This is a genomic window from Faecalibacterium prausnitzii (assembly GCF_019967995.1).
Taxonomy (GTDB): domain Bacteria; phylum Bacillota; class Clostridia; order Oscillospirales; family Ruminococcaceae; genus Faecalibacterium; species Faecalibacterium prausnitzii_E.
Window position 1 is genome coordinate 1,714,525 of sequence record NZ_CP065377.1, and the last position, 24,057, is coordinate 1,738,581.

Here is a 24,057-nt window from a genome sequence, read left to right on the forward strand (position 1 = left end):
CTTTACAGACCGGTGCCGCTTTCTGTTCATTTCAGGACTGCGACATTTTTGATGCCGTATCGTGCAAAAAGTTTCAGTGCTGCCGGGCCGATGCGTTCCCCGCTCACCACGATGGGGATCGCCGGCGGGCAGGAGACGGTGGGCATCGCGCAGATGCGGCCCAGCGCCGTTTCAGCGGGGATCAGCTCCTGCGGGGCGAACACCGCCTGCCGCACGGTGCAGACCGGCGCAGCCTCCGCCGCCAGTTCCGTGAAGACATCCGCCTCCGGTTCCGGCAGAACCGGGGCCGACGGCAGAGCCGCGCAGAGCCGTGCCACTGCCGCTGCCAGCCGCTCATAATCCTGCGCCGGGTTTTCGGGGGTGAACATCAGCACCACATACCGGGGGTCGGCATATTCGCACTCGATGCGGTCCTGCCGCAGAGCCTCGGCCAGCGCGGTGCCGGTCATGCCCAGTGCCGCCGCATCCAGCGTGAGTTTGAGCGGCTCACGGGCGGGGGCGTCCACCGCCAGCGGGAGCGGACAGCCTGCCGCAGCGGCCTGCTCGTTCAGCACCCGGCGCATTCTGGTCAGCTGCCCGCAGCAGGAGTAGAGCCGCAGCGGATACCCCTCCGAAAGATACCGGTTGCACCGGTCGAGGGATTGCAGGATCAGATAAGACGGGCTTGTGGAGCCGAACAGCGCCAGCGCATTGCGGACTGCCGTTTCCTCCTGCACGGGCGCTTTCGGCCCCAGATGCAGGTAGGCGCCGCCGGTGAGGACCGGCAGGGTCTTGTGCCCGGAATCGCAGCACATCGCCGCCCCCAATGCAATGGGGTGGCGGCTGCCGCCCACCAGAAAATTCAGGTAGGCACCGTGGGCATTGTCTACCAGCAGCGGCACACCGTGCGCATCGCAGACCTTTGCAAGGGCCGCGATGTCCTGCATCCCGCCGAGGTAGTCCGGGCTGGTGAGGTAGACGCCGAAGGGGGTTCTCCCCTGCCCGGCCAGCCGGTCCAGCGCGGCGGCAAGCTGAGCTTCGGTCACGGGGCAGCTGCACAGCGCCCCGGCCGCGTCCGGCGCAGGCCAGAGCCACTGGATGTCAAGATCCAGCAGCGCGGCGGCATAGAGCAGCGCTTTGTGGGCGTTGCGGGCCGCCAGAAGCACCGGGCGCTGGCCGGCGGGGGCCGCCTGCATCGCCAGGCAGAGCATGGCCCGGATGCACTGGGACGAGCCCTCGGTGCTGTAATAGGTATGGGCCGTGCCGAAGAGCCGAGTCGCGTTGGCCTCGCTCTGGGCGATGATGCCATCGGCCTCGTACAACTCATCCGCGCCCCGGATCTCGGTGATGTCCAGCCCTTCAAACCCCAGCAGGGCCTGCCCTTTATGGCCGGGCATGTGAAGGCGGGACGTCCCGGACTTTGCGTAGTTCTGCACAAAGTCCACGATGGGCGTGGTCATGCTCATTCGCAGGCTTCGCCGTCCGCGCAGGCATTGCAGGTGCTGCCCAGTTCGATGGGCACCTCGATGCCCTGTGCGGCCAGCTCCTGATTCTTGGCCACCTGGATCATGATGGCGCACTCCATCCGCTTGCGGAACAGCTCACAGCCGTACTCGTACACGCCGGTGATGCTGCCGGTGGCGTGGTATGCGTTGGCCGCACAGCCGCCGGAGCAGTAGAGCTTGGCCCAGCAATCCTTGCACTCCGGGCGGGCATAGGCGTTGCAGTGCTTGAACTCATCCCGCACGGCGGTGTTGGTGACGCCCTTCCAGATGTCGCCCATCCGGTACTTGGGGTCGCCGACGAACTGGTGGCAGGGGTACAAATCGCCCCAAGGGGTCACGGCCATGTACTCGGTGCCGGAGCCGCAGCCCGAAATGCGCTTGTAGATGCAGGGGCCGCCGGTCAGGTCGATCATGTAATGGTAGAAGGTAAAGCCGCGGCCCTCGCGGTCGCGCTTGAGCATCTCCTTGGCCAGGATCTCATACTGCTCCTTCAGGATGGGCAGGTCGGCCTCGGTCAGGGCGCTGGGGTCGTCCGGCTTGCAGACCACTGGCTCCATGCTCAGCTCGGTGAAGCCGAGGTCTGCCATGTGGAAGATGTCGTTGGTAAAGTCGGTGTTGAAGTGGGTGTAGGTGCCGCGCATATAGTAGCCCTTGTCGCCGCGCTTCCGGACGAACTCCTGGAACTTGGGCACGATAGCGTCATAGCTGCCGTGGCCCGCGTAGTCCTTGCGGAAGCGGTCGTGGACCTCCTTGCGGCCATCGAGGCTCAGGACGACGTTGTGGCACTCCTTGTTGCAGAAGTCGATCACATCCTCGTCGATCAGCATCCCGTTGGTGGTCATGGTGAAGCGGAAGTTCTTGTTGTGGATCTTCTCCTGTTCGCGGCAGTAGGCCACCAGCTTCTTCACCATCTCAAAGTTCATCAGCGGCTCACCGCCGAAGAAATCGACTTCGAGGTTGCGGCGGGTGCCGGAGTTCTCGATGAGGAAATCCATGGCGCGCTTGCCCACCTCAAAGCTCATCAGCGCACGGTCGCCCTGATAGCGGCCCTGCGAGGCGAAGCAGTAGGAGCAGTTCAGGTTGCAGGTGTGAGCCACATGCAGGCAGAGCGCCTTGACCACGGTGTTGCGGTTCTTGAAGTCGAAGGCCATGTCGGCGTAGGTATCGGGGCTCCACAGCTTGCCCGCCTGTTCCAGCGCGGCCACATCCTCCAGGCACTGGCGCAGGTCGGCCTCGGTCACGTCGGGGCGGTCGCCGTACTTTTCGAGCATGGCCGCTACGATCGCATCGGCGGAACGCTCCTTGTACAGGGCGATAACGTCATACGCCACATCGTCCACCACATGCACCGAGCCGCTGCAGGTGTCCAGCACGATGTTATAGCCGTTCAATTGATACTGATGTACCATTTTAGTCTCCATTCCATTGTTACATAAAAAAATGCCGCCCGGCAAAGGCGGCATCCGATTTGCAGAAATTACTTGTTGCTGTTCTCGCACTTCTGGTTTGCCACGCCGCAGGAAGTCTTGCAAGCGGACTGGCAGGAAGTCTGGCACTCGCCGCAGCCACCGGTCACAACGCTCTTGGTCAGGTCACGAGTAGCGATCGTCTTGATACGTTCCATAATATATAACCTCTCTAGCTCAAAAGATTTGATGCGCAGAACCACCCGCGCACGATATTATCTTTGTGTATAATACCACGGGCCGGGCTGGATGTCAAGATTTTTGTCACAGTTTGGCGGGAAGCGAAATGTTCACAGCAAAATACAGATGAGGCCGCTGCATCCATCGTTGATGACTTTTTCCAGCGTATCCTGCAGGCGACCGCGGGCTTCCTGCGGCATGTGCAGCAGCTTGTTCTGCAAGCCCTCGTTGACCAGTTCATGCAGGCTCTTGCCGAAGATGTTGGATTCCCACAGCCGTTCCGGGTCGGACTCAAAGTCGCCCAGAAGGCTCTGCACCAGATCCTCGCTCTGCTTTTCGGTGCCCACGATGGGGTTGATCTCGGTGTGGATCACGGCCTTGAGCATGTGGATGGAGGGGGCACTGGCTTCCAGACGGACACCGTACCGCCCGCCCTGCCGGATGATCTCCGGTTCTTCGAGCGAAAGCTCGTCGATGGTGGGCATCACAATGCCGTATCCGGTGGCCTCCACCTGTTCCAGCGCACTGCGGATCTTTTCATATTCGCGCCTGGCTCTGGAAAGCTCAATGATGCAGGGCATCAGGCCCGCTTCATCGCCGATGGCAAGGCCGGTCTGCTCGCTGAGCACCCGGTAGAACACATCCGGCTTGAGCAGAACCGTCACCCGCACGATGCCCTCCGAGAGATCCATGCCGCTGAGGGTGGAGCGCTCCACCGAATCGCTGGCAAGGGCTCCGGCGCTGTTCTGGGCCGGGACATCTTTCATGCGGGAGATTTTCTCCGAAAAATCCAGCGCGGCTGTGTAGATCTCCGTTTGGAGCCAGTGGCCCCGGTCCAGCATGGTGACCCAGCGCGGGATGGCAAAATCCAGCTCCCGCACCGGGAACTCGTAGAGCACCCGCCGCAGGATCTCGTGCAGGGCGGCGCGGTCCAGGTCGATGCAGCTCACAGGCAGCACACTGCGCCCATACGCCTGCTCCATCTGCGCCGCAAGGGCCTGCGTTTCCGGGGCGTCCGGGTGGGTGCTGTTGAGCAGGATGACAAAGGGCTTGCCCAGCGCTTCCAGCTCCTCCACGACCCGCTGTTCCGCGGGAAGATAGTTTTCCCGCGGGATCTCGCTGATGGTGCCGTCGGTGGTGACGACGATGCCGATGGTGGAGTGATCCCGGATGACCTTGCGGGTGCCGGTCTCGGCGGCAAGGTCAAAGGGGATCTCTTCCTCAAACCAGGGGCTTTTGACCATGCGGGGCTTTTCGTTCTCCTCGTGGCCCATGGCCCCCTCCACCATATAGCCCACGCAGTCGATGAGGCGGATGCGGCACTCGCCGCCGCCTTCCAGCTGGAGCGGGACGGCGTGTTCCGGGATGAACTTCGGCTCGGTCGTCATGATGGTGCGCCCCGCCGCCGACTGGGGCAGTTCGTCCCGTGCACGGAGGCGGGCGTCGTCCTCCTCGATGGCAGGCAGCACCAGCTGCTCCATGAATTGCTTGATGAGGGTGCTCTTGCCGGTGCGCACCGGGCCCACCACTCCGATCAGGATCTCGCCGCCGGTGCGTGCACCGATCTCGCGGCAGACCGTGGCTTCCAAACGTTCCTGCTTTTCCAAAATGGTCTCCTCCTGTCCGCATCTGGCGTTCTCAGAGACACTATATTCTCAAAACGCAAAAATAGAACCCTCTCCCAGCGCACAAGGCTGACGGAGAGGGTTTCCTTTTTTATTAGAGCAGCTTGATGGCCACGGCCTCGCTCGTGCGGTCCTGGGCATCATTGGCCTGCTTGGGGTCATCCAGCATGTAGCGGAGCAACAGCACCTCGGCCACGTAGAGCACCGACACCTTGATGGGGATGCTGCCGGAATCCAGCGGGCTTTCCTGTGCGCCGCAGAGCAGCACCACGTCCGCCAGCGCAGCGCCCGGCGAGTCCTCGTAGTGGGTCAGAAGGACGATCTTTGCGCCGGATGCCTTTGCGGTGCGCAGGGTCTCCATCATGTCGCGGGTCGCGCCCGAATAGGAGACGAAGAGCACGACGTCCTCCGGCGTCATCAAGCTGGCGGAGAGAAGCTGCAAGTGGCTGTCTCCTGCCGTGCGGAACTTGTTGGACAGGCTGGAAAAGCGGGCACAGATATCATTGGCCAGCAGCATGCTGCCGCCCTGCCCCAGGCAGAACACCTGCCTTGCTGCCCGCAGCAGATCCACGGCCTTGTCCACCGCATCCGGTGAAAGGGTGCTCTGGGTGCCATTGATGGCCGTGATGAACAACGCGCTCGCATGCTCACAGAGCTTGTCGGTGGTCGTGCCCGGTTCCGGCTCCTGCTGATTGATGAGCGAAGCGGTCGCATTGGCCTGGGCCAGCGCGATGCGCATCTCATGATATCCTTCGAACCCCAGCGCCCGGCAGAACCGGAAAACGGTCGCCTCGGCCACCTTGCACTCCCGCGCCAGCGACGAGATCGAAAGATACTGCGCCTCGTCGGCATGGTGGATGAGGTAATCCGCCACCATCCGCCCGGATTTGGTCAGCTCGTCCTGCCGCTGGTGCAGCAGCTCCCAGAAATTAGTAGACATGTCAGCTTTCTCTCCTACTTTTTCCCCGGCATCCGCGTCTGCTCCGCCGCACATACCGCTGTGACGCCTTTGCCGGGACTCTTTCTTAATGAAAGTATAAAAGAATCTTTCCTCCTTGGCAAGAGCGGCTTTCACCACAAATCACCGCCGTTTTCTGTGCAGAGCGTCCAATTTCAGCCGGAAAGTACGACTTATTTCCGAAATTTTTTTTCAAAATCAGACAAAAACGTCTCTTTTGTCTTCGAAAACTTTTTTCAGGCCATGTAAAAACCGCGTTTTCGCAATGGTTACAAAATGGCTACAATCACCAAAAAATCCGCCATTTTTGAAAAAGAGCCATTCTCTTCGCTTGATTTGGTAGTTGTTCACAAGAAAGTTTTTTCAAAATTGTGCATTGCATAGATAGACAAAATGAAAATATTTTTCTATAATAAAGGCAACAACAGCGGCTCGACACGATAAGCCGCAAACATATGATATGCAAGGAGAATTTCGTTATGAAAAACTGTATCTCTCGTCGCTCCTTCCTGAAGGCTGCCGGCATCCTGAGCGCAGCAGGCGCACTGGCCGCATGCGGCGGTTCCTCTTCTTCCAGCACCGCAGCGTCTTCGACCGCCTCTTCCGCAGCTGCTTCCAGCACCGCTGCTGCCGGTGCAAGCATCAAGCTGTGGACATACCCCATTGGCGGCTGGGGCAAGGATGAGACTGTGCAGGAGCTGATCTCCAGCTTCAACGCAAAGTATCCGGATATCAAGGTCACTGTCGAGTATCTGGACTACACCAACGGCGACGACCAGGTCAACACCGCCATCGAGGGCGGCAGCGCACCCGACCTGATCATGGAAGGCCCGGAGCGTCTGGTCGCAAACTGGGGCAAGAAGGGCGTCATGGCTCCCCTGAACGATCTGTGGACCGACGATGCCAAGAAGGACATCTACGCATCGGTCGAATCCGCCTGCAAAAACGAGGCCGGTGACTACTACGAGTATCCCCTGTGCATGACCGCACACTGCATGGCCGTCAACATGACCAAGGTCAAGGAAGTGGGCGCAGACCAGTACATTGATACCGACAAGCACACCTGGAGCACCGACGGCTTCCTGAAGACCGTTGACGCACTGTACAATGGCGGTTACGAGAACGTCGCAGCCATTTATTGCAGCGGCCAGGGCGGCGACCAGGGCACCCGCGCCATCATCAACAACATGTACGGCGGCACCTTCACCGATGCAGCCCACACCAAGTACACTGCTGACTCCCCCGAAAACATCAAGGCCATCCAGGCTCTGTACGATGCAAAGGGCGTCAATTTTGATGCTTCCATCAACGGCGGCGAGGAGATCACCCTGTTCCGCAACGGCACGTTGCAGATGGCATTCTGCTGGAACATCGCACAGCAGTTGAACTCCGACAACAACGACGCCGGTCTGACCAACAGCGGCGACGAGATCTTCCCCATGGCCTTCCCCACCGAGAGCGGTGACCCGAAGCTGTGCGGCGGTATCTGGGGCTTCGGCATCTTTGACAACGGCGACGAGGCCAAGATCGAAGCAGCCAAGACCTTCATCGACTTCATCGCAGCAGACCCCGACCAGGTCGGTGCAAGCGTTCTGGCTTCCACCTACTTCCCCGTCCGTGAGAGCGTTGGCGACATCTACGCCGGCAACGACATCATGAGCGAGTACACCAAGTTCATGTCCTACCTGGGCGACTACTACCAGATCACTCCGGGCTGGGCAACGGCTCGTACCGAGTGGTGGAACATGCTGCAGCGCGTCGGCACCGGCGAGCCTGTCGAGCAGGCCGTTGCGACCTTCGTTCAGAATGCAAACGCTGCCGCTACTGCTGAGGCATAAGCTGCACACCCCATCCTGACCGTCATCTCTTGATAAAACCCTTGCCCCTTCCTCGAAAATCCCGGCGAGGGAGGGGCAATTCTTTTGCAAAAAATCCGTCGGGAGCCGATCAAAACGAAAGGTTTGGTGATTTTCTTGGCTGCAAAGACTGCATCGATCAAAGAGCCGAAGCGCAGCCGCGCACTGGTCCGGCAGGAGACCATCGCATCCTACCTCTTCCTTCTGCCCAGCCTGATCTTCTTCTTGGGATTCGTCATCTACCCCATGGTCCTGTGCGTGGTCACGAGCTTCTTCGATTCCACCATGAACCGCGCCGACATCTTCGTCGGCCTGGCGAACTACAAAGAGCTGTTCGCAGACCCCATCTTCATCGGCGCACTGAAAAATACCATCATCATCGTCGTGGTCTCCGTGCCGGTTACCTGTGCATTCTCGCTGTGGGTCAGCTCGGCCATCGTCGATCTGCCGGAGTGGACCACCAGCCTCTTCCGCTGCGTGTTCTATCTCCCCGTCGTCACCGGTTCGGTCGCCGTTACCGTCGTGTGGAAGTGGATGTACAACAACTACTACGGCATCTTCAACTATCTGGGCAAAACGCTCGGCCTCATCGACAAGAACATCAACTGGCTGGGCGATGAGCGGTTCGCTCTGGGCTGCATCATCCTCATCCTGCTGACTACCTCCGTGGGCCAGCCCATCGTTCTGTACGTCTCCGCACTGGGCAATGTGGACCAGTCCATCGTCGAGGCAGCTGAAGTGGACGGTGCCAACGATTTCCAGGCGTTCTGGAAGATCAAGTGGCCCGCCATCATGCCCACCACCCTGTACATCCTGGTCATCACCACCATCAACTCCTTCCAGTGCTTCGCACTGATCCAGCTGCTGACGTCCGGCGGCCCCAACCACAGCACCGACACCATCATGTACTACATCTACTACACCGCATTCAAGCTGTACCGCTACGGCTACGGCAATGCAATGGGCGTTGTGCTGGCGGTCATCATCGCCATCCTGTCGGCGGTCCAGTTCAAACTGGGCAATCAGGACAATTAAGGGAGGTGCCAAACAATGAGTGCAACTGAAAAGAAACAAAAGCCGTTGAAGCGGCACCCCAGCAAGCTCAAGAAAGCCAGCGCCTACACCATCCTGACGCTGATCCTCATCAGCATCGTTGCGGTGACGTTCGCTTTCCCGCTGTATTGGATCATCACCGGTTCGTTCAAGACCGGCGCTGCCATCAACTCCACCACCCCGGAGTGGTGGCCCCATGAGTGGGTGCTGACCAACTACCAGAAGCTGTTCGCGGGCAAGAGCGCTCCGCTGTGGCAGTTGGCCATCCCCTTCAGCGCACGGTTCAGCAGCGACGGCGAGCCCATCTATTTCTCCGTCGGCCCCACGGCTCCGGCTGCGCTGCGCTGGATGATCAACACCGTGTTCATGGCCGTTACCTCCATGATCCTGACCTGCATCACCGCCGCCATGGCGGGCTATGCGCTGGCCAAGAAGCGCTTCGTCGGCCGCAAGGTGCTGTTCACCCTCATCGTCTGCGCCATGGCACTGCCCAAGCAGGTCATCCTGATCCCCCTGCTGCGTGAGATGAGCTCCCTGAACCTGTATAACACCATCTGGGCCGTCATCTTCCCCATCGTCGGCTGGCCATTCGGTGTCTTTTTGATGAAACAGTTCAGTGAGGGCATCCCCACCGAAATGCTGGAAGCGGCCCGCATCGACGGTGCGAGCGAAGCAAAGACCTTTATCAGCATCGTTCTGCCGATGGTCAAACCGGGCGTTGGTGCGCTGGCCATCTTCACCTTCATCAACAGCTGGAACGACTACTTCATGCAGTTGATCATGCTGTCCAGCACCAGCAACCTGACCATTTCGCTGGGCATTGCAAAATTGCAGGCAGAGAACAGCACCGACTTCGGCCTGATCATGGCCGGTGCCGCACTGGCTGCTGTGCCCATCATCATCATCTTCCTCATCTTCCAGAAGTACTTCACCAAGGGCATCGCAATGGGTGCGGTTAAGGGCTAAAATCCCGACCGCCGCCTGCGGCGGAAACAGGGAGGGATTTTTGGCGCAGCGGTCTGCAAGACGCGAGGCCCGCTCAAGGGCCGAAGCGGATGCAGGGCACCGCAAGAGGGCACTGCTTCCGCTTCCCGAACAGAGAGCGCACGAGCTTGCTGTTTTGGTTTTCCTCCCCCAACAAACAACGTCTGAACCATGATTCGATAGAGAAGGAGACAAGTATCATGAAAGACATTTCCAAGTATCAGGGTGTCATCCCTGCGTTCTATGCCTGCTATGACAAGGACGGCCACATTTCCGTGGAGGGCGTCAAGGCCCTCACCCGCCACCTGATCGCCAAGGGCGTCAAGGGCGTGTATGTCGGCGGTTCGTCCGGTGAGTGCATCTACCAGCACCCCGATGAGCGCAAGCAGGTCCTGGAGGCCGTGATGAGCGAAGCCAAGGGCAAGATCACCGTGATTGCCCATGTCGGCTGCAACAACACCGCCGACAGCGTCGAGCTGGCAAAGCACGCTGAGAGCGTGGGCGTGGACGCCATTGCTTCCATCCCCCCGATCTACTTCCACCTGCCGGAGTATGCCATCGCCAAGTATTGGAACGCCATGTCCGCTGCTGCTCCCCACACCGATTTCGTCATCTACAACATTCCCCAGCTGGCGGGCACGGCACTGACCATGAGCCTGCTGAAGGAAATGCTGAAGAACCCCAACGTGGTGGCCGTCAAGAACAGCTCCATGCCCACCCAGGACATCCAGATGTTCAAGGATGCCGGCATCGCTGCCCGCGGCGAGGGCAATTTCGTGGTCTTCAACGGCCCGGATGAGCAGTTCGTTTCCGGCCGCGTCATCGGCGCCGACGGCGGCATCGGCGGCACCTATGCTGTCATGCCCGAACTGTATCTGGCCATGAATGAGCACATCAACAAGGGCGAGATCCAGGAAGCTCAGGCTCTCCAGTACGAGGCCGACCGCATCATTTACAAGATGTGCGAGGCACACGGCAACCTGTACGCCGTGCAGAAAGAGATCCTGCGCCGGATGTACGGTCTGGAGCTGGGCGGCGTCCGTGAGCCGATGCCCAGCCTCATCCCCGAAGACGAGCCCATCGTGGCCGAGGCACAGGCCATGATCGAAGCTGCCATTGCGAAACTGTAAATCTGTAAACTGAAAAAGCGCCCCCTCTTCCGTCTCGTTTCTGAGGGGAGAGGGTCGGCGCTCTTTTTGATGGAGGGACCTTATGATCTGCGATACTCTGGAGCACCTGACCCTGTATCAGGGCTTCCACAAGAACCTCGACACGGCCATCACCTTTCTGATGGCCTGCGACCTGAATACCCTGCCGCTGGGCCGCACCGAAGTGGACGGCGACAACGTGTTCATCAACGTGATGGATGCCGAACTCCACCCCAACGAAGGCTCGCATCCGGAATACCACCGCATCTACGCCGATCTGCAGATCGACCTGACCGGCAGCGAGGGCTGGGGCTACGAGACCGCACCCGGCACCGAAGTGAAGCCCTATGCCCCGGACATCGGCTTTCAGGACAGCCCGGACGCCGTGTTCGGTACCCTGGGCGGCGGGCGGTTCGTGCTCTTCTTCCCCGGCGAGCTGCACAAGCCCGGCGTTGCACAGCCCGATTGCCGGAATGTGCGCAAAGCAGTCGTAAAGATCAGAATGGAGGATAAATACCATGGATAAGGAAAAACTGTTTGCTCAGATCAAGGGCGGCCTAATCGTCTCCTGCCAGGCGCTGGAGCACGAGCCGCTGTACACCAAGGAGGGCGGCGTGATGCCCCTGATGGCCAAAGCCGCCGCCATGAGCGGGGCCGTCGGCATCCGCGCCAACACGGTGCGCGACATCACCCAGATCAAGGCCGTCGTGGACCTGCCCGTCATCGGCATCATCAAAAAGGACTACCCCGGCACCCCGATGTACATCACCGTGACCATGAAGGAAGTGGACGAGCTGGTGGCCTGCGGTGTGGACATCCTCGCCGTGCAGGGCACCGGTGCGCTCCGCCCGGACGGCTCCACCTCTGCGGAATTCATCCGCGCCATCAAGGCGAAGTATCCCGACCAGCTGCTGATGGCCGACTGCGACAATTTTGAAAATGCCATGGCCTGCGCCGAAGCCGGTGCTGACTTTGTGGGCACCACGATGCGCGGCTACACCCCGGAGACTCAGGGCATCAACGACATCGACTTCGCGTTCGTCCACAAGCTGGCCGCCGAGTGCCCGGCCAAGATCATCGCCGAGGGGCACATCCACTATCCCGAACAGGCCGTCAAGGCACTGGAAGCCGGTGCGTTCGCCCTCGTGGTCGGCGGTGCCATCACCCGCCCCGCTGAGATCACGGCCCGTTTCACCGGTGCCATCAACGCCATGAACCACTGACGCGGAGACGTTTTTATGAAGACAAAACAGTATCTTGCCATTGATATCGGCGGCACCTCCGTCAAGCTAGGCATCGTGGATGAGACCGGTGCCGTGCTGGCCAAAGCCGAGGAGAGCGTCAGCTTTGACGGCTACGAAACGCCCATCCTGACCACGGTGTGCAAGGCAGCCAAAGCCTTTGTAGAAGCGCAGGGCCTCTCCCCTGCCGCCCTTGTCGGCGTGGGCGTTTCGGCCACCGGCCAGATCGACAGCCGCGCCGGAACGGTCGTCGGCACCTGCGGCAATCTGCCCCACTACATCGGCTCCCCCATCAAAGCGGAACTCGAATCGCTGTTCGGCCTGCCCGTGACCGTAGCGAACGACGCCAACTGCATGTGCCTGGGCGAAGTCTGGGTCGGCGGCGCAAAGGGCTATACCGACGTCATCGGGGTGACGCTGGGCACCGGCGTCGGCGGCGGCATCCTGACCGGGGGCCGCCTGCTGGAAGGTGCCCGTGGTCTGGGCGGCGAGCTGGGCCACTACCGGCTCCACGCGCTCGATGGTGTGCCGTGCACCTGCGGAGCTGCGGGCTGCTGGGAGCGCTACGCCGCCACCACCGCACTCGTCCGTGCTGCGCAGGAGAAAGACCCCGCCTGGACGAATGGCCGCGCGATCTTCGCCGCTGCGCAGGCATGCAACGAGACCGTCCTTGCCCTGCTGGACCACTGGACGGATGAGATCGCCCAGGGCCTTGCCGGCATGGTGCACATCTTCAACCCCCAGCTGATCCTGATCGGCGGCGGCGTGAGCGCCCAGCAGAAGCTGCTCATCGACCCCATTGCGGCCAAGGTGAGAGCATCCGTGATGCCCGCCTTTGCTGAAGGGCTGGAGATCCGCGCCGCCCAGCTGCACAACGACGCCGGAATGGTCGGTGCCATCTACTATTTCCGCCAGAGTCATCCGGAACGATAACTCAAAAAGGAGTGTATTTGCGATGAAAACTCACATTCTCTGCCTGGGCGACTCCAACACCCACGGCTATTGTGCCGACCCGAAGGACAACGCCGACGGCGGCATCCGCTTCAACGAGGACGAGCGCTGGACCTGCCGTTTGCAGACCGCACTGGGCAGCCAGTACCTCGTCACCGAAGAGGGCCTGTCCGGCCGGACGACCGTTTTCGTGGACCCCATCCACGAATCCATGGACGCTCTGAGCGTCGCGTATGCCCTGCTGAAGAGCCATGAGGTCATCGACCTGCTCATCATCATGCTGGGCACGAACGACGTCAAGGAGCGCTTTGGTGCCAACGCCGCCTGCATCGGCGTCGGCATGGAGCGGCTGATCCAGAAGTGCAAGAGCGTGGACTGCTGGGGCGGCAAGGAGCCCAACATCCTCATCGTGGCACCGCCCCGCATCAAGGAGGGCTTCCACGACGAAGTCATGGGCGACGGCTGCGTGGAGAAGTCCCGCGGGGTGGCCGCGCAGTTCCAGATGATCGCCGCGCGCAACCATGTGCATTTCCTCGATGCAGAGGGGTGCGAGTTCAACCAGATCGACTTCATGCACCTGACCCGCCACGGCCACGCACAGCTGGCTGAAAAGCTGGCCGAACTGGTGCCGACGCTCCTTTGAGCGAATAAAACCCTCTCCGCCACGCTGACGCATGCCTGCTCCCCCGAAAGGGGGAGCTTTTTGATGCCGTAACATACAGCACCAAACCCCGCCCTTTGGGCGGGGCGGCATTGCGAAGCAATGACGGAGAGGGGTTTTATGGTTTGTTCAGATGTAATCCGAGATGTACGGGATCTTGTGGAAGAGCACATCGTCCAGACGCTCAACGGCCTCTTCCCTGCCCTCAATGCGCTCCAGCTCATACAGACGTTCTGCCGTCTTATAGCCCAGCAGCAGGGTGGAAAGGGTGCCGATGCCCATTTTGAGATGATGCTCCGGCGGTTCCTGGGTCTGGGTGCATTCGCCGTTTTCGAACTTCACCGTGAAGGTGCGGTCGTTCCATGGGAGGAGCTTGTCCTCGATCTCCAGCGCGATGGTCAGGGTGCCACCGTCCGGGTCGCAGGGATAATCGGCGAGGAAGTCTTCCACGTCGATGATGCGGCCCATGGCATAGGGGCGGATGCTCTCTTTGATGTCGCCATCGTCCATCTCAAAGGCGATGGGTTCGCTGAAATAGGTGCTGCCGTGCACCTCGTCGATCATGGAATCGTGAGCGTGGATGTACTCCCACAGGCCTTTCTGCGCCTCGCGGTTCAGATAGACCATTTCCTTGATGTGCATGATGTCGTTCTTGATGAGGTAGACCATGTAGCCGCAGGGCTTGTCCTTGACGTTGTAATAGACGGCCACATTGGTGTCGTCCTCGTCCCAGCGCCAGTATTCCTCCCACGCGAGGCTGTTGCGGAACAGGCACCCATGGGTGATGGACGCAAAGTGGGAGTGCAGCTCATGGAACTCGGTGTTGTCCCAGGAGACGCGGCGGACGTAGCCGGGCGCTTTGACCTTGGTGGGGATCTGCCGGTCCTTGATGTTGAACGAGATCTTGTTGGAGACGATCTCCCACCCCAGATGATGGTACAGCGGGATGGAATACGGGTAGAGCAGCGCGAAGGATTTGCCCTCCTCGTGCATCTGGGTCAGGCCCTGGATCATCAGCTTTTTCATGATGCCCTGCCCGGTGTACTCCGGGTAGGTGCAGACGCTGGTGACAAAGCCGACATGGTACACCGTATCGTAGATGTTCATCTTCAGCGGGTAGACCGCGAACTGCGAGATGAGGTCTTCGCCATCGAAGCAGCCCAGCACATCGGCGCGCTCCAGCACCGGGAACTTGGACTGCTTGATCTCATCGTCCTTCCAGCCGGTGGCGGTCAGTTCCTCTTCCGTGACCTGAAAGGTATACCGCAGCAGCGCGTTGTACTGGTCCAGATCCTTCGGTTCGAGATAGCGGGTGGTATAATGTTCTGCGGCGTTCATGATAACGCCCCATCATCACGGAGTCAGACGGTTGGGGCCGCGGAACAGGAACTCGGCTTCCTTGATGGGCAGACCGCAGAGCAGCATGGTCAGGCGGTCGATGCCCAGACCGAAGCCGCCGTGCGGCGGGCAGCCATACTGGAAGAACTCCAGATAGAACTTGACATCCTCGGCCAGACCCTTTTCCTCGGCCTGCTTCTTCAGCACCTCATAGCGATGCTCGCGCTGTGCGCCGGTGGTGATCTCGACACCGCGCCAGATCAGGTCGTAGCCCTGAGGCACACCGTTCTCGTCGCGCATGTGGTAGAACGCGCGCTTCTCGGCAGAGTAATCGGTGATGAACAGGAACTCATGGCCATAGTGCTTCTTGACCCACTCGTAGCTCAGGCGCTCGGCCTCGGTGGTCAGGTCGCCCTTCTCGGAATCATCGACGGTGTAGCCGAACTCCTCTTCCAGACCCTTGTACAGGTCGGCCAGCTTGACCACGGGGAACGGCGTCTCCGGGACGATGACCTCCTGACCGAAGGCTTCCTGGATCTGCTCGCCGTATGCTTCCTTGACGGCGGCAAGGCCAGCCTTCAGCAGTTCTTCCTCCATCTTCATGACATCGCGGAAGGAGGTGATGTAGCTGAACTCCAGATCGAAGCCGGAGAACTCGGTGGCGTGCTTGTTGGTGTAGCTCTTCTCGGCACGGAAGACGGGGCCGGTCTCAAAGATGCGCTCGAAGCCGGCCGCCATGGCCATCTGCTTGTAGAACTGGGGGCTCTGTGCCAGGTAGGCGTTGCGGTCAAAGTAATCGACCTTGAACACCTCGGAGCCGCTCTCGCTGGCCGCAGCGATCAGCTTGGGGGTATGGATCTCGATGAAGTTCTGGTCCAGCAGGAACTTGCGCATGGCGTTGACCATGCAGCTCTGGGCCTTGAACATCAGCTGGTTCTCATCGGTGCGCAGATCGACCCAGCGGTAATCAATGCGCTGGTCGATGCTGGAGCGCTCGACGGCCTTCTTCTTCTTGGTCGCGGCGATCTCCTTGCGGACGATGGGCAGTGCGTCCGAAATGCTCTCGATCTCGATGGCGGTGGGGATCATCTCGATGCCGCCCATCTTGACGTAATCGTTCTCCACCACCTTGCCGGTGACGGTGATGACGGAATCCGGGGTCAGCTGGTCGATGGTGTCCACCAGTTCGGGGTGGTCGGCCTTCTCAACAGTGATCTGGAGCTTGCCGGTAATATCTTTCAGCACGATAAAGGCCATGGCTTTGCTGTTGCGCAGGTTCTCGATAAAGCCCTGGACTTTGACCGTATTGCCAATTTCCTTTTGTACCTCGTTGATGTAGGTGCGGTTCATGGAAATCCTCCTTCGTATTCTTGTGTACTTTTTTATTATAGCCTTTTTGTGGGAGAAATCAACCCAAAACCCCCATCTTCGTCCGCAACTTCTCCCCGCTGCGGCCTCTTCGTTCATGCTTTGCGCTGTCCCTTACCCTTTTTTCTTTTCGTGCAGGGTGCCGGTGCCGCCCTCGACGACGCCGTCGTGGTCCAGCACGGCGACGATGGTGCCAAAGAAGCACTTCACATCCATGCCGAAGCTCAGATGCTCCACATAGTAGCCGTCGAGCTTGGCCTTCTCGTCGATCTCCAGCTCATCGCGGCCGTGGATCTGCGCCCAGCCGGTCAGGCCGGGGCGGACATCGTTGGCTCCGTATTTGTCGCGCTCGGCCAGCAGGTCATACTGGTTCCACAGCGCCGGGCGCGGGCCGATGACCGCCATGTCGCCCACGAAGATGTTCCACAGCTGGGGCAGCTCATCGAGGCTCGTTTTGCGCAGAAAATGCCCCACCCGCGTGATATACTGGTCCGGGTCCTTGAGCATGTGGGTGGGCATATCATGCGGGGTATCCATGCGCATGGTGCGGAATTTGAGGATGTTGAAATGCTGTTTGTGGATGCCCACCCGCTTCTGTTTGAACAGGATGGGGCCCGGCGAATCCACCTTGATGGCGATGCAGAGGATGAGCAGCAGCGGCGATAACACGATCATGCCGCAAAGCGACAGGATGACCGCCAGCAGCCGCTTGATGCCGTTACGATACATAGAACTTTCTCTCCCTTATTCGTTGGTGTAGATGGAACGATTCTAGTATACCAAGCTCTCCGACATTTTTCAATTCATCGCGCAAGGTTTTCCGGAACACCCGCATCCGGAGTATGGGCAGCCCGCCGCCGGGCAAACGCCGGTTTTGTTGCATTTTTCAGCCGGTTTTCCCCCTTGTTTCGGGCGGCGTTCTGCCGTATCATACCACTGGAATGACGTCGTGCGTTTTTTATCATAAAGGAGGGTTCCATCATGATCCAGAGATTTTCTTTCGGGCATCCCATCCCCACCGGGAGCGTCGAGCAGGTGCTCCCCCTCTGCGCAGGCAGCGTCCCCTTTCTGACCCCGGCCGCCGAAGGCTGGACGTATCGGATGCGGGAAGACTGCGTCGTCTATGGCCTGGGCGAGATGCCCCGCGGGCTGAACAAGCGCGGCTGGCATTACATCGCCAACAACACCGATGAATCGCACCACACCGAGGACAAGCTTTCGTACTATGGTGCGCACAATTTTCTGCTCATCCGGAACGGGGAGGACTGCTTCGGTCTCTTTGTGGATTTCCCCGGAAAAGTCCATTATGACATCGGCTACACCCGGCACGACACGCTGTGCTTCCACACCGAGGAGCCGGACTACGAGCTGTACGTCCTCTCCGGCGGGGACGAGAACGCGCTCTGCAAAGAGTTCCGTGCCCTCATCGGGCGCAGCTACATCCCGCCGAAGTGGGCGTTCGGTCTGGCGCAGAGCCGCTGGGGCTACAAGACCGAAGAAGATGTGCGGGAGGTCGCCCGCCAATACAAGGCAAACGGCCTGCCGCTGGATATGATCTGCATGGACATCGACTACATGCAGGGCTACGCCGATTTCACCGTCAACCGGGAGCGTTTCCCCGACCTGAAAAAGCTCTCCGATGAGCTGAAGGCGGAGGGCATCCGGCTGGTGCCCATCATCGACGCGGGAATCCGCATCGACGATGCCGACGCGACCTGCAAAGAGGGGCTGGAAAAAGGCTACTTCTGCAAAAAGGCCGACGGCACCCCCTTCGCGGCGGCAGTCTGGCCCGGCAAGGCCTACTTTGCCGATTTCCTGCGGCCAGAGGTGCGGGAATGGTTCGGCGGGCGGTACAAGGTTCTGACCGACCTTGGCATCGAGGGCTTCTGGAACGACATGAACGAACCGTCCCTCTTCTACTCGCCGGACCGGCTCCGGGCCTTTCTGGACTCCATGGCCGCTCTGCGCGAAAAGGACAACATCGAGCAGGAGGATTTTTTCAGCCAGGTCGTGGGCGGCGCGATGGGCCTGATGAACAGCCCCGAAGACTATGCCAGCTTCTACCACGAAGTGAACGGCCAGAAGATCCGTCACGACAGGGTGCACAACCTCTACGGCGGCAGCATGACCCGCGCAGCGGGCGAAGCCTTCGCAAAACAGCACCCGGAAAAGCGGATGCTGCTGTACAGCCGTTCCAGCGTGATCGGTTCGCACCGGTACGGCGGCATCTGGCTGGGCGACAACAACGCCTCCTGGGGGCAGCTGCTGGCCAACATTCAGATGATGCCCAGTGTGCAGATGTGCGGCTTTTTGTATGCCGGTGCCGACCTGTGCGGCTTCAGCTCTGACACCACGCCGGACCTTGCCCTGCGCTGGCTGGAATTCGGCCTCCTGACGCCGCTGATGCGCAACCACTCCGCCATCGGGACCCGGATGCAGGAATACTACTGCTTCCCGGAGATGCTGCCCGCCATCCGCCGGATGCTGCACCTGCGCTACGCCCTGCTGCCCTACCTGTACAGCGAATTCATGAAGGCAGCGCTTGAAAATGGTTCCTACTTCCGCCCGCTGGCCTTTGATTACCCCGCCGACCCCGACGCCCGCGAGGTGCAGGACCAGCTCCTGCTCGGCGAAGGGCTGATGGCCGCGCCCATCTACACCCAAAACACCCATGGCCGGATGGTCTATCTGCCGGAGCCCATGAAGATGCTCCGCCTGCGCAGCGTGGACGACTACGACGAGGAAGTCCTCCCCGCCGGGCACCACTACCTGCGCTGTGCGCTGGATGAGGTGCTGCTCTTCCTCCGGCCCGGCTGCATCGTGCCGGTGGCAGCACCGGCCGACAACACCGCCCAGCTGGACGACACGCAGCTGACCCTGTGGAGTTATCTCCCGGACGGAGGCTCTGCCGCCTACCGGATGTACACCGACGACGGCTTCACCACCGACTATGACGCGCCGGAGCACTGGCGGCTCATCCGGAGCTGAGCCGTCCGCACCGGAAACGCAGCCTTTCGGCTCGATTTTATCCAATTTTTGCTTGTAATTTACGTTTTCAGGGACTATAATAATAAGAAATTGCGCCGCCCTCTCCGGAAGGCGGCGCTTTCTGATGAAAAACAACGATTTTTTGATCTCAGCCTGATGCAAGGAGGAAGCGATTCATGGCACAACTGACCCGGACGGGCGATTTGACCAGCGGCCCGCTGCTGAAAAAGATCATCCTGTTTTCCCTGCCGCTGGCAGCATCCAGCATTTTGCAGCTCCTGTTCAATGCTGCAGACGTGGTGGTCGTCGGACGGTTCGCGGGCAGCACCGCGCTGGCCGCTGTCGGCTCGAACGGTGCGCTCATCAACCTGCTGGTCAACCTGTTCGTAGGGCTTTCGCTGGGCGCGAACGTCGTCGCAGCCCGCTGCTTTGGTGCCAAAGACGAGCGCGGGGTGCAGAACACCGTCCAGACTTCTGTCACGCTGGGGCTCGTCAGCGGTGTGCTGCTGGCCTTTGTCGGCTTTTTCGCGGCACGCGGCCTGCTGGAATTGATGTCCTGCCCGGAAGACGTCATTGACCTTTCGACGCTGTATCTGAAGATCTACTTCATCGGGATGCCAATGACCATGCTGTACAACTTCAACGCCTCGCTGCTGCGCGCCGTGGGCGATACCCGCCGCCCGCTGTACTGTCTGGCCGTGTCCGGCGTCATCAATGTGGTGCTGAACCTCGTTTTCGTCATCCTGTTCCAGATGAGTGTGGCGGGCGTGGCGCTGGCCACCATCATCAGCCAGACGGTCTCTGCCCTCATGGTCACCGTCCTGCTCATGAAAGAAGAAGGCCCCCTTCACCTCGACCTGCGGCATCTGGGCTTCCACAAGGGGGCGCTGGTGCAGATCCTGAAGATCGGCCTGCCTGCCGGTCTGCAGAGCACCGTGTTCAGCCTCTCCAATGTCGTCATCCAGTCGGCAGTCAATTCCTTCGGCTCCACGATCGTGGCGGGCAACTCGGCTGCTGCCAACATTGAGGGCTTCATCTATACCGGCATGAACGCCTTTGCTCAGGCCGCAGTCACCTTCACCAGCCAGAACGTGGGCGCCCGCCGGTATGACAACCTCGACCGCGTCATGCGGAACTGCCTGCTCTGCGCCGTGGTGGTCGGCATCGTGCTGGGCGGCGGTGCCTACCTTGCCGGTGAGGGGCTGCTCCACTTCTATTCCACCGATGAAACGGTCGTTGCCGCCGGTCTGGCCCGGATGAAGGTCATCTGCACCAGCTACTTCCTCTGCGGCATCATGGACACGCTGGCCAGCTGCCTGCGCGGTCGGGGCTACTCCGTCCTGCCCATGATCGTCAGTCTGGTGGGCAGCTGCCTGCTCCGTCTGGTGTGGATCGCCACCATCTTCCAGCTGTTCCGCTCCACGACCACGCTGTACATCAGCTACCCCATCAGCTGGCTCCTGACCGCTTCCGTCCACCTCGCCTGCCTGCTGGTGGTGCGGCACAAAATGAACAACGCAGGGCAGCCGGCAAAGATCGCGGCTTAAACTCAAAAAAGAACAGGGCTGTTGCGTACTCCTTCCGACATCGCTCACGCGATGCCACCTCCCTCTAAGAGGGAGGCTTTTAGGCCCCCTCCCAGAGGGGGCTGGCACGGCGAATGCCGTGACTGGAGGAGTACGCAACAGCCCTGCTTTTTCATATCCTTTTTTCGAGCAGATACCGGTCATAGCCGCCGTACATCTCCCGGCGGGTCGCAATGGTGAAGCCGCAGGCGAGCGCGTTGTTTAGGCTGTACTGATTTTCCGGGCTGACGGTCGCCCCGATGCCCACGATGCCGGGCCGCAGAAGCGGCAGGGCGGCTTCCAGCAGCTTCCGCTGCAAGCCGTTGCCCCGCCAGTCCGGGTGGACGACGGCGCTGTCGGCATTGGCCCAGTGGTCCCACTCGGCCTGCGGGATGCCCAGAAAGGCCGCATAGTTGTGTTCGCTCTGCCCACAGTACCGCAGGATGAAATAGGCCCCCAGCCGCTCTCCATCGAACACGCCCAGGCACAGATCGTGTGCAAGATAGGCTGTGATGTTTTCCTGTGTGTCGGGCACAAACTGCTCTGGGTGCGGCATGGCGGCCCGCACCTCATTTTGCAGCGCGTAAAACGCGGCGGCGTCCGCCGGGCCGCACCGACGCACCGCAACGGGAAGTGCGGCGGGCTGACCGCACACTTTGTTCAGCAGAAGTTCCATTTCCAAGACCCTCCAAAATAAAATCATACTTTCTTCCGGATTCCAGTAGAATTGCCGTTTGAAATCATCTCATCTTATGTTATAATGAATACAAGAAAATTTGTCCAGTAAAACTTTGGGGTTGCCGGGCAGTTTTTCGGAAAGTCCAGGCGGGAGCTTCCCGCCCGTGAACCGGAGGATACAACCTATGAAAGATTCCAGCTCTTCGTCTATCCGCCTGGGCGGGGCAGTCATCAGCGACCGCATTGTGTCGGCCCTGCTGGAGGAACTGCGCACCGGGCGCTACGCCGACGCAGACCGTCTGCCCGCAGAGGTCGATCTGGCTGCACAGCTCAGCGTCAGCCGCACGGTCATCCGCGATGCTCTGAGCGAGATGGAGCGCGCCGGTTACATCGAGCGGGTGCGCGGCATCGGCACCGTGGTCAACCGCACGGTGCTCAACCTGCGCAGCCGGTTGGACCAGAAGCTGGAATACTACCCGCTGATCCGCAGCTTTGGCAGCTACCCCCACGCCGATGGCATCCAGATCTATCCCATCCGCGCCGGGGCCGAGCTGGCCCACGACCTGGCCATTGAACCGGGGGATGAGGTGATCTGCATCAAAAAGCGCATCCTCGCCGACACCACCCCGGTCATCTACTCCATCGATTATCTGCCCCGCGCCCTGTTTGGCAACCGGGACTATACCCGCATCGACCTGAGCGGCGGCGTGTTCGATATCCTGGAGCAGGAGTGCAGCCAGCAGATCTCGTCCAACGTGGCGCACCTGAAGGCCAGCTGCGGCGATGAGTCCATCCGCGCTGCCATGCGGCTGGCACCGGGCGAGGCCATGCTGCTGCTCGACGAGATCTGTTTCAACCGGCTGTGTCATCCGGTCATGCGCTCGCTCAGTTATTACACCAACTTCTTCGATTTTTCCATTCTGCGAAAATTACTTTGACGGAGGTAAAAATCCATGCGCCATCTGATCGACCCCTTGGATCTCAGCCCGGAAGAGATCACTTCCCTGCTGGACCTGGCTGACCGCATCCGCAGCGACCCGGCTGCTTACCAGGACGTCGCGGCCCACAAAAAGCTCGCCACCCTGTTCTACGAGCCGTCCACCCGCACCCGCCTCTCCTTTGAGGCGGCCATGCTGAACCTGGGCGGCCATGTGCTGGGTTTTCCGAGTGAGAACGTTTCCAGTGCCTCCAAGGGCGAAAGCGTTGCCGACACCATCCGTGTGGTCTCCTGCTACGCCGACATCGTGGCCATGCGCCACCCGAAAGAAGGTGCGCCCCTGCGCGCCAGCCGCTACTCCCGCATCCCGGTCATCAACGCGGGCGACGGCGGCCACCAGCACCCCACCCAGACCATGACCGACCTGATGACCATCCGCACCCGGATGGGCCGTCTGGACGATCTGACCATTGGCCTGTGCGGCGATCTGAAGTTCGGCCGCACCGTCCACTCCCTCATCAAGACCATGGCCCGCTGCAAAAACATCCGCTTCGTGCTCATCAGCCCGGAAGAGCTGCGTGTGCCCGACTATATCATCAAGGATGTGCTGGAAGCCAACGGCATCGCCTACCGCGAGACCCGCAGCCTGGAGGACTCCATGCCGGAGCTTGACATCCTCTATATGACCCGTGTGCAGAAGGAACGCTTCTTCAACGAGGAAGACTACGTCCGCCTGAAAAACAGCTACATCCTGACCAGCGACAAGATGGCGCTGGCCAAGGAACACATGGCCGTGCTGCATCCCCTGCCCCGCGTGAATGAGATCGCACTGGACGTGGACGACGACCCCCGCGCCGCTTACTTTGAGCAGGTGCAGAATGGCGTCTACGTCCGCATGGCGCTCATCATGACGCTGCTGGGTCTGGCCGACCCCAAAACCAAGGAGGAACATTGAAATGCTGAATATTGATGAGATTCAGAATGGCATCGTGATCGACCACATCAAGGCAGGCACCGCTATGGGCCTGATGGATCTGCTGGGCATCAAGGGCAACCGCACCGCCAATGTGGCTCTGATCCAGAACGCCCGCTCCCACAAGGCCGAATGCGGCCGCAAAGACATCATCAAGGTGGAGGGCGATGCTTCCTGGCTGAATCTGGACGTCCTGGCTTACCTGGACCCCAACATCAGCGTGACCATCATCCAGGATGGCAAGGCGGTCAAGAAGGAGAAGCCCCAGCCCCCCAAGCGTCTGGTCAACATCGTGCGGTGCAAAAATCCGCGCTGCATCTCCTCCATTGAGGAAGAGTGCGACCAGATCTTTGAGCTGAGCTCCAACGGCAAGTATCGCTGCATCTACTGCGAGCAGGAGCTGCAGGTCAAACCGGAATAATCGGTACAAATCATAACCCCGCGTGGAAACGCGGGGTATGCAGAACGGCCCCATAGGGGCCACAATACCAGCCGCGCCGAAAGGCGCACAAAGAGCGACGTCAACCGCATACTGACGTCGCTCTTAATATTTTTCTGTCTGCTTGATATGGTGCACTTCAAGTGCTTCTCTTCAACGAAGTA

At 60.2% G+C, this 24,057-nt stretch carries 22 protein-coding genes; 13 read left to right on the top strand and 9 right to left on the bottom strand.

The features are described from left to right. Nucleotides 1-26: 26 nt before the first annotated feature. The 5 genes from I5P96_RS08645 to I5P96_RS08665 all read right to left on the bottom strand — a co-directional run bounded on the left by I5P96_RS08645 (nucleotide 27) and on the right by I5P96_RS08665 (nucleotide 5,695). On the bottom strand, nucleotides 27-1,445 hold the full coding sequence (locus I5P96_RS08645; RefSeq protein ID WP_223381642.1) for an amino acid decarboxylase: 1,419 nt from the start codon (nucleotides 1,443-1,445) through the stop codon (nucleotides 27-29). Further along, the gene (gene scfB / locus I5P96_RS08650) at nucleotides 1,442-2,893 is read right to left on the bottom strand and encodes a thioether cross-link-forming SCIFF peptide maturase (RefSeq protein ID WP_097792083.1); all 1,452 of its coding nucleotides are present in this window, start codon (nucleotides 2,891-2,893) and stop codon (nucleotides 1,442-1,444) included. The genes I5P96_RS08645 and scfB overlap by 4 nt, the downstream gene beginning before the upstream one ends. A 68-nt stretch (nucleotides 2,894-2,961) precedes the next feature. Next, complete coding sequence (scfA, locus tag I5P96_RS08655) at nucleotides 2,962-3,108, bottom strand: six-cysteine ranthipeptide SCIFF (protein WP_015563834.1); 147 nt, start codon at nucleotides 3,106-3,108, stop codon at nucleotides 2,962-2,964. Nucleotides 3,109-3,240: 132 nt separating this feature from the next. Next, on the bottom strand, nucleotides 3,241-4,737 hold the full coding sequence (spoIVA, locus tag I5P96_RS08660; protein ID WP_097792082.1) for a stage IV sporulation protein A: 1,497 nt from the start codon (nucleotides 4,735-4,737) through the stop codon (nucleotides 3,241-3,243). A gap of 112 nt (nucleotides 4,738-4,849) precedes the next feature. Beyond that, entirely contained in the window at nucleotides 4,850-5,695 is an 846-nt protein-coding gene (locus I5P96_RS08665; RefSeq protein WP_223381643.1) for a MurR/RpiR family transcriptional regulator, read from the bottom strand. Between the two features lie 497 nt (nucleotides 5,696-6,192). Here I5P96_RS08665 and I5P96_RS08670 point away from each other — a divergent pair, with 497 nt between their 5' ends. The 8 genes from I5P96_RS08670 to I5P96_RS08705 all read left to right on the top strand — a co-directional run bounded on the left by I5P96_RS08670 (nucleotide 6,193) and on the right by I5P96_RS08705 (nucleotide 13,589). After that, nucleotides 6,193-7,551 (top strand): ABC transporter substrate-binding protein, encoded by a 1,359-nt coding sequence (locus tag I5P96_RS08670; RefSeq protein WP_223381644.1) that lies wholly within the window; start codon nucleotides 6,193-6,195, stop codon nucleotides 7,549-7,551. Nucleotides 7,552-7,677: 126 nt separating this feature from the next. Next, nucleotides 7,678-8,604, top strand: coding sequence for a carbohydrate ABC transporter permease (locus I5P96_RS08675; RefSeq protein WP_179859492.1), 927 nt, complete (start codon nucleotides 7,678-7,680; stop codon nucleotides 8,602-8,604). 15 nt (nucleotides 8,605-8,619) lie between these two features. Continuing rightward, nucleotides 8,620-9,588 (top strand): carbohydrate ABC transporter permease, encoded by a 969-nt coding sequence (locus tag I5P96_RS08680; RefSeq protein ID WP_223381646.1) that lies wholly within the window; start codon nucleotides 8,620-8,622, stop codon nucleotides 9,586-9,588. Between the two features lie 218 nt (nucleotides 9,589-9,806). Beyond that, nucleotides 9,807-10,736, top strand: coding sequence for a dihydrodipicolinate synthase family protein (locus tag I5P96_RS08685; RefSeq protein ID WP_223381648.1), 930 nt, complete (start codon nucleotides 9,807-9,809; stop codon nucleotides 10,734-10,736). Between the two features lie 82 nt (nucleotides 10,737-10,818). Beyond that, entirely contained in the window at nucleotides 10,819-11,280 is a 462-nt protein-coding gene (locus I5P96_RS08690) for a YhcH/YjgK/YiaL family protein (RefSeq protein WP_223381650.1), read from the top strand. Further along, nucleotides 11,273-11,977, top strand: coding sequence for an N-acetylmannosamine-6-phosphate 2-epimerase (locus I5P96_RS08695; RefSeq protein ID WP_223381652.1), 705 nt, complete (start codon nucleotides 11,273-11,275; stop codon nucleotides 11,975-11,977). The genes I5P96_RS08690 and I5P96_RS08695 overlap by 8 nt, the downstream gene beginning before the upstream one ends. A gap of 15 nt (nucleotides 11,978-11,992) precedes the next feature. Continuing rightward, nucleotides 11,993-12,928, top strand: a complete 936-nt coding sequence (locus tag I5P96_RS08700; RefSeq protein ID WP_223381654.1) for an ROK family protein — start codon at nucleotides 11,993-11,995, stop codon at nucleotides 12,926-12,928. 22 nt (nucleotides 12,929-12,950) lie between these two features. Then, nucleotides 12,951-13,589, top strand: a complete 639-nt coding sequence (locus I5P96_RS08705; RefSeq protein ID WP_223381656.1) for a GDSL-type esterase/lipase family protein — start codon at nucleotides 12,951-12,953, stop codon at nucleotides 13,587-13,589. Between the two features lie 147 nt (nucleotides 13,590-13,736). Here I5P96_RS08705 and eis read toward each other — a convergent pair whose 3' ends face one another. The 3 genes from eis to I5P96_RS08720 all read right to left on the bottom strand — a co-directional run bounded on the left by eis (nucleotide 13,737) and on the right by I5P96_RS08720 (nucleotide 17,042). Further along, nucleotides 13,737-14,945, bottom strand: coding sequence for an enhanced intracellular survival protein Eis (gene eis / locus I5P96_RS08710; protein ID WP_097792073.1), 1,209 nt, complete (start codon nucleotides 14,943-14,945; stop codon nucleotides 13,737-13,739). Nucleotides 14,946-14,960: 15 nt separating this feature from the next. Next, nucleotides 14,961-16,295: an aspartate--tRNA(Asn) ligase gene (gene aspS / locus I5P96_RS08715; RefSeq protein WP_097792072.1), complete on the bottom strand. Its 1,335-nt coding sequence runs from the start codon at nucleotides 16,293-16,295 to the stop codon at nucleotides 14,961-14,963. Between the two features lie 132 nt (nucleotides 16,296-16,427). Next, nucleotides 16,428-17,042 carry a sugar transferase gene (locus tag I5P96_RS08720; protein WP_118553301.1) on the bottom strand — a complete coding sequence of 205 codons (615 nt, stop codon included), beginning with the start codon at nucleotides 17,040-17,042 and terminating at the stop codon, nucleotides 16,428-16,430. A gap of 252 nt (nucleotides 17,043-17,294) precedes the next feature. Between I5P96_RS08720 and I5P96_RS08725 the strand changes: the two genes are divergently transcribed. Beyond that, a complete protein-coding gene (locus I5P96_RS08725) occupies nucleotides 17,295-19,301 on the top strand; it encodes a TIM-barrel domain-containing protein (protein ID WP_223381658.1) in 2,007 nt (668 codons plus the stop codon). A gap of 176 nt (nucleotides 19,302-19,477) precedes the next feature. Continuing rightward, nucleotides 19,478-20,848: an MATE family efflux transporter gene (locus I5P96_RS08730; protein ID WP_223381659.1), complete on the top strand. Its 1,371-nt coding sequence runs from the start codon at nucleotides 19,478-19,480 to the stop codon at nucleotides 20,846-20,848. Nucleotides 20,849-20,999: 151 nt separating this feature from the next. On the opposite strand, the gene I5P96_RS08735 is transcribed toward I5P96_RS08730, so the two are convergent. After that, nucleotides 21,000-21,542, bottom strand: coding sequence for a GNAT family N-acetyltransferase (locus I5P96_RS08735; RefSeq protein ID WP_223381661.1), 543 nt, complete (start codon nucleotides 21,540-21,542; stop codon nucleotides 21,000-21,002). Between the two features lie 187 nt (nucleotides 21,543-21,729). Between I5P96_RS08735 and I5P96_RS08740 the strand changes: the two genes are divergently transcribed. From I5P96_RS08740 to I5P96_RS08750, 3 genes are read left to right on the top strand one after another with little or no spacing between them, the layout of a single operon-like run. Next, nucleotides 21,730-22,482: a GntR family transcriptional regulator gene (locus tag I5P96_RS08740; protein WP_223381663.1), complete on the top strand. Its 753-nt coding sequence runs from the start codon at nucleotides 21,730-21,732 to the stop codon at nucleotides 22,480-22,482. Nucleotides 22,483-22,497: 15 nt separating this feature from the next. Beyond that, entirely contained in the window at nucleotides 22,498-23,436 is a 939-nt protein-coding gene (pyrB, locus tag I5P96_RS08745; protein ID WP_118553306.1) for an aspartate carbamoyltransferase, read from the top strand. Between the two features lies 1 nt (nucleotide 23,437). Continuing rightward, the gene (locus tag I5P96_RS08750; protein ID WP_097792065.1) at nucleotides 23,438-23,875 is read left to right on the top strand and encodes an aspartate carbamoyltransferase regulatory subunit; all 438 of its coding nucleotides are present in this window, start codon (nucleotides 23,438-23,440) and stop codon (nucleotides 23,873-23,875) included. The last annotated feature ends 182 nt before the right edge of the window (nucleotides 23,876-24,057 follow it).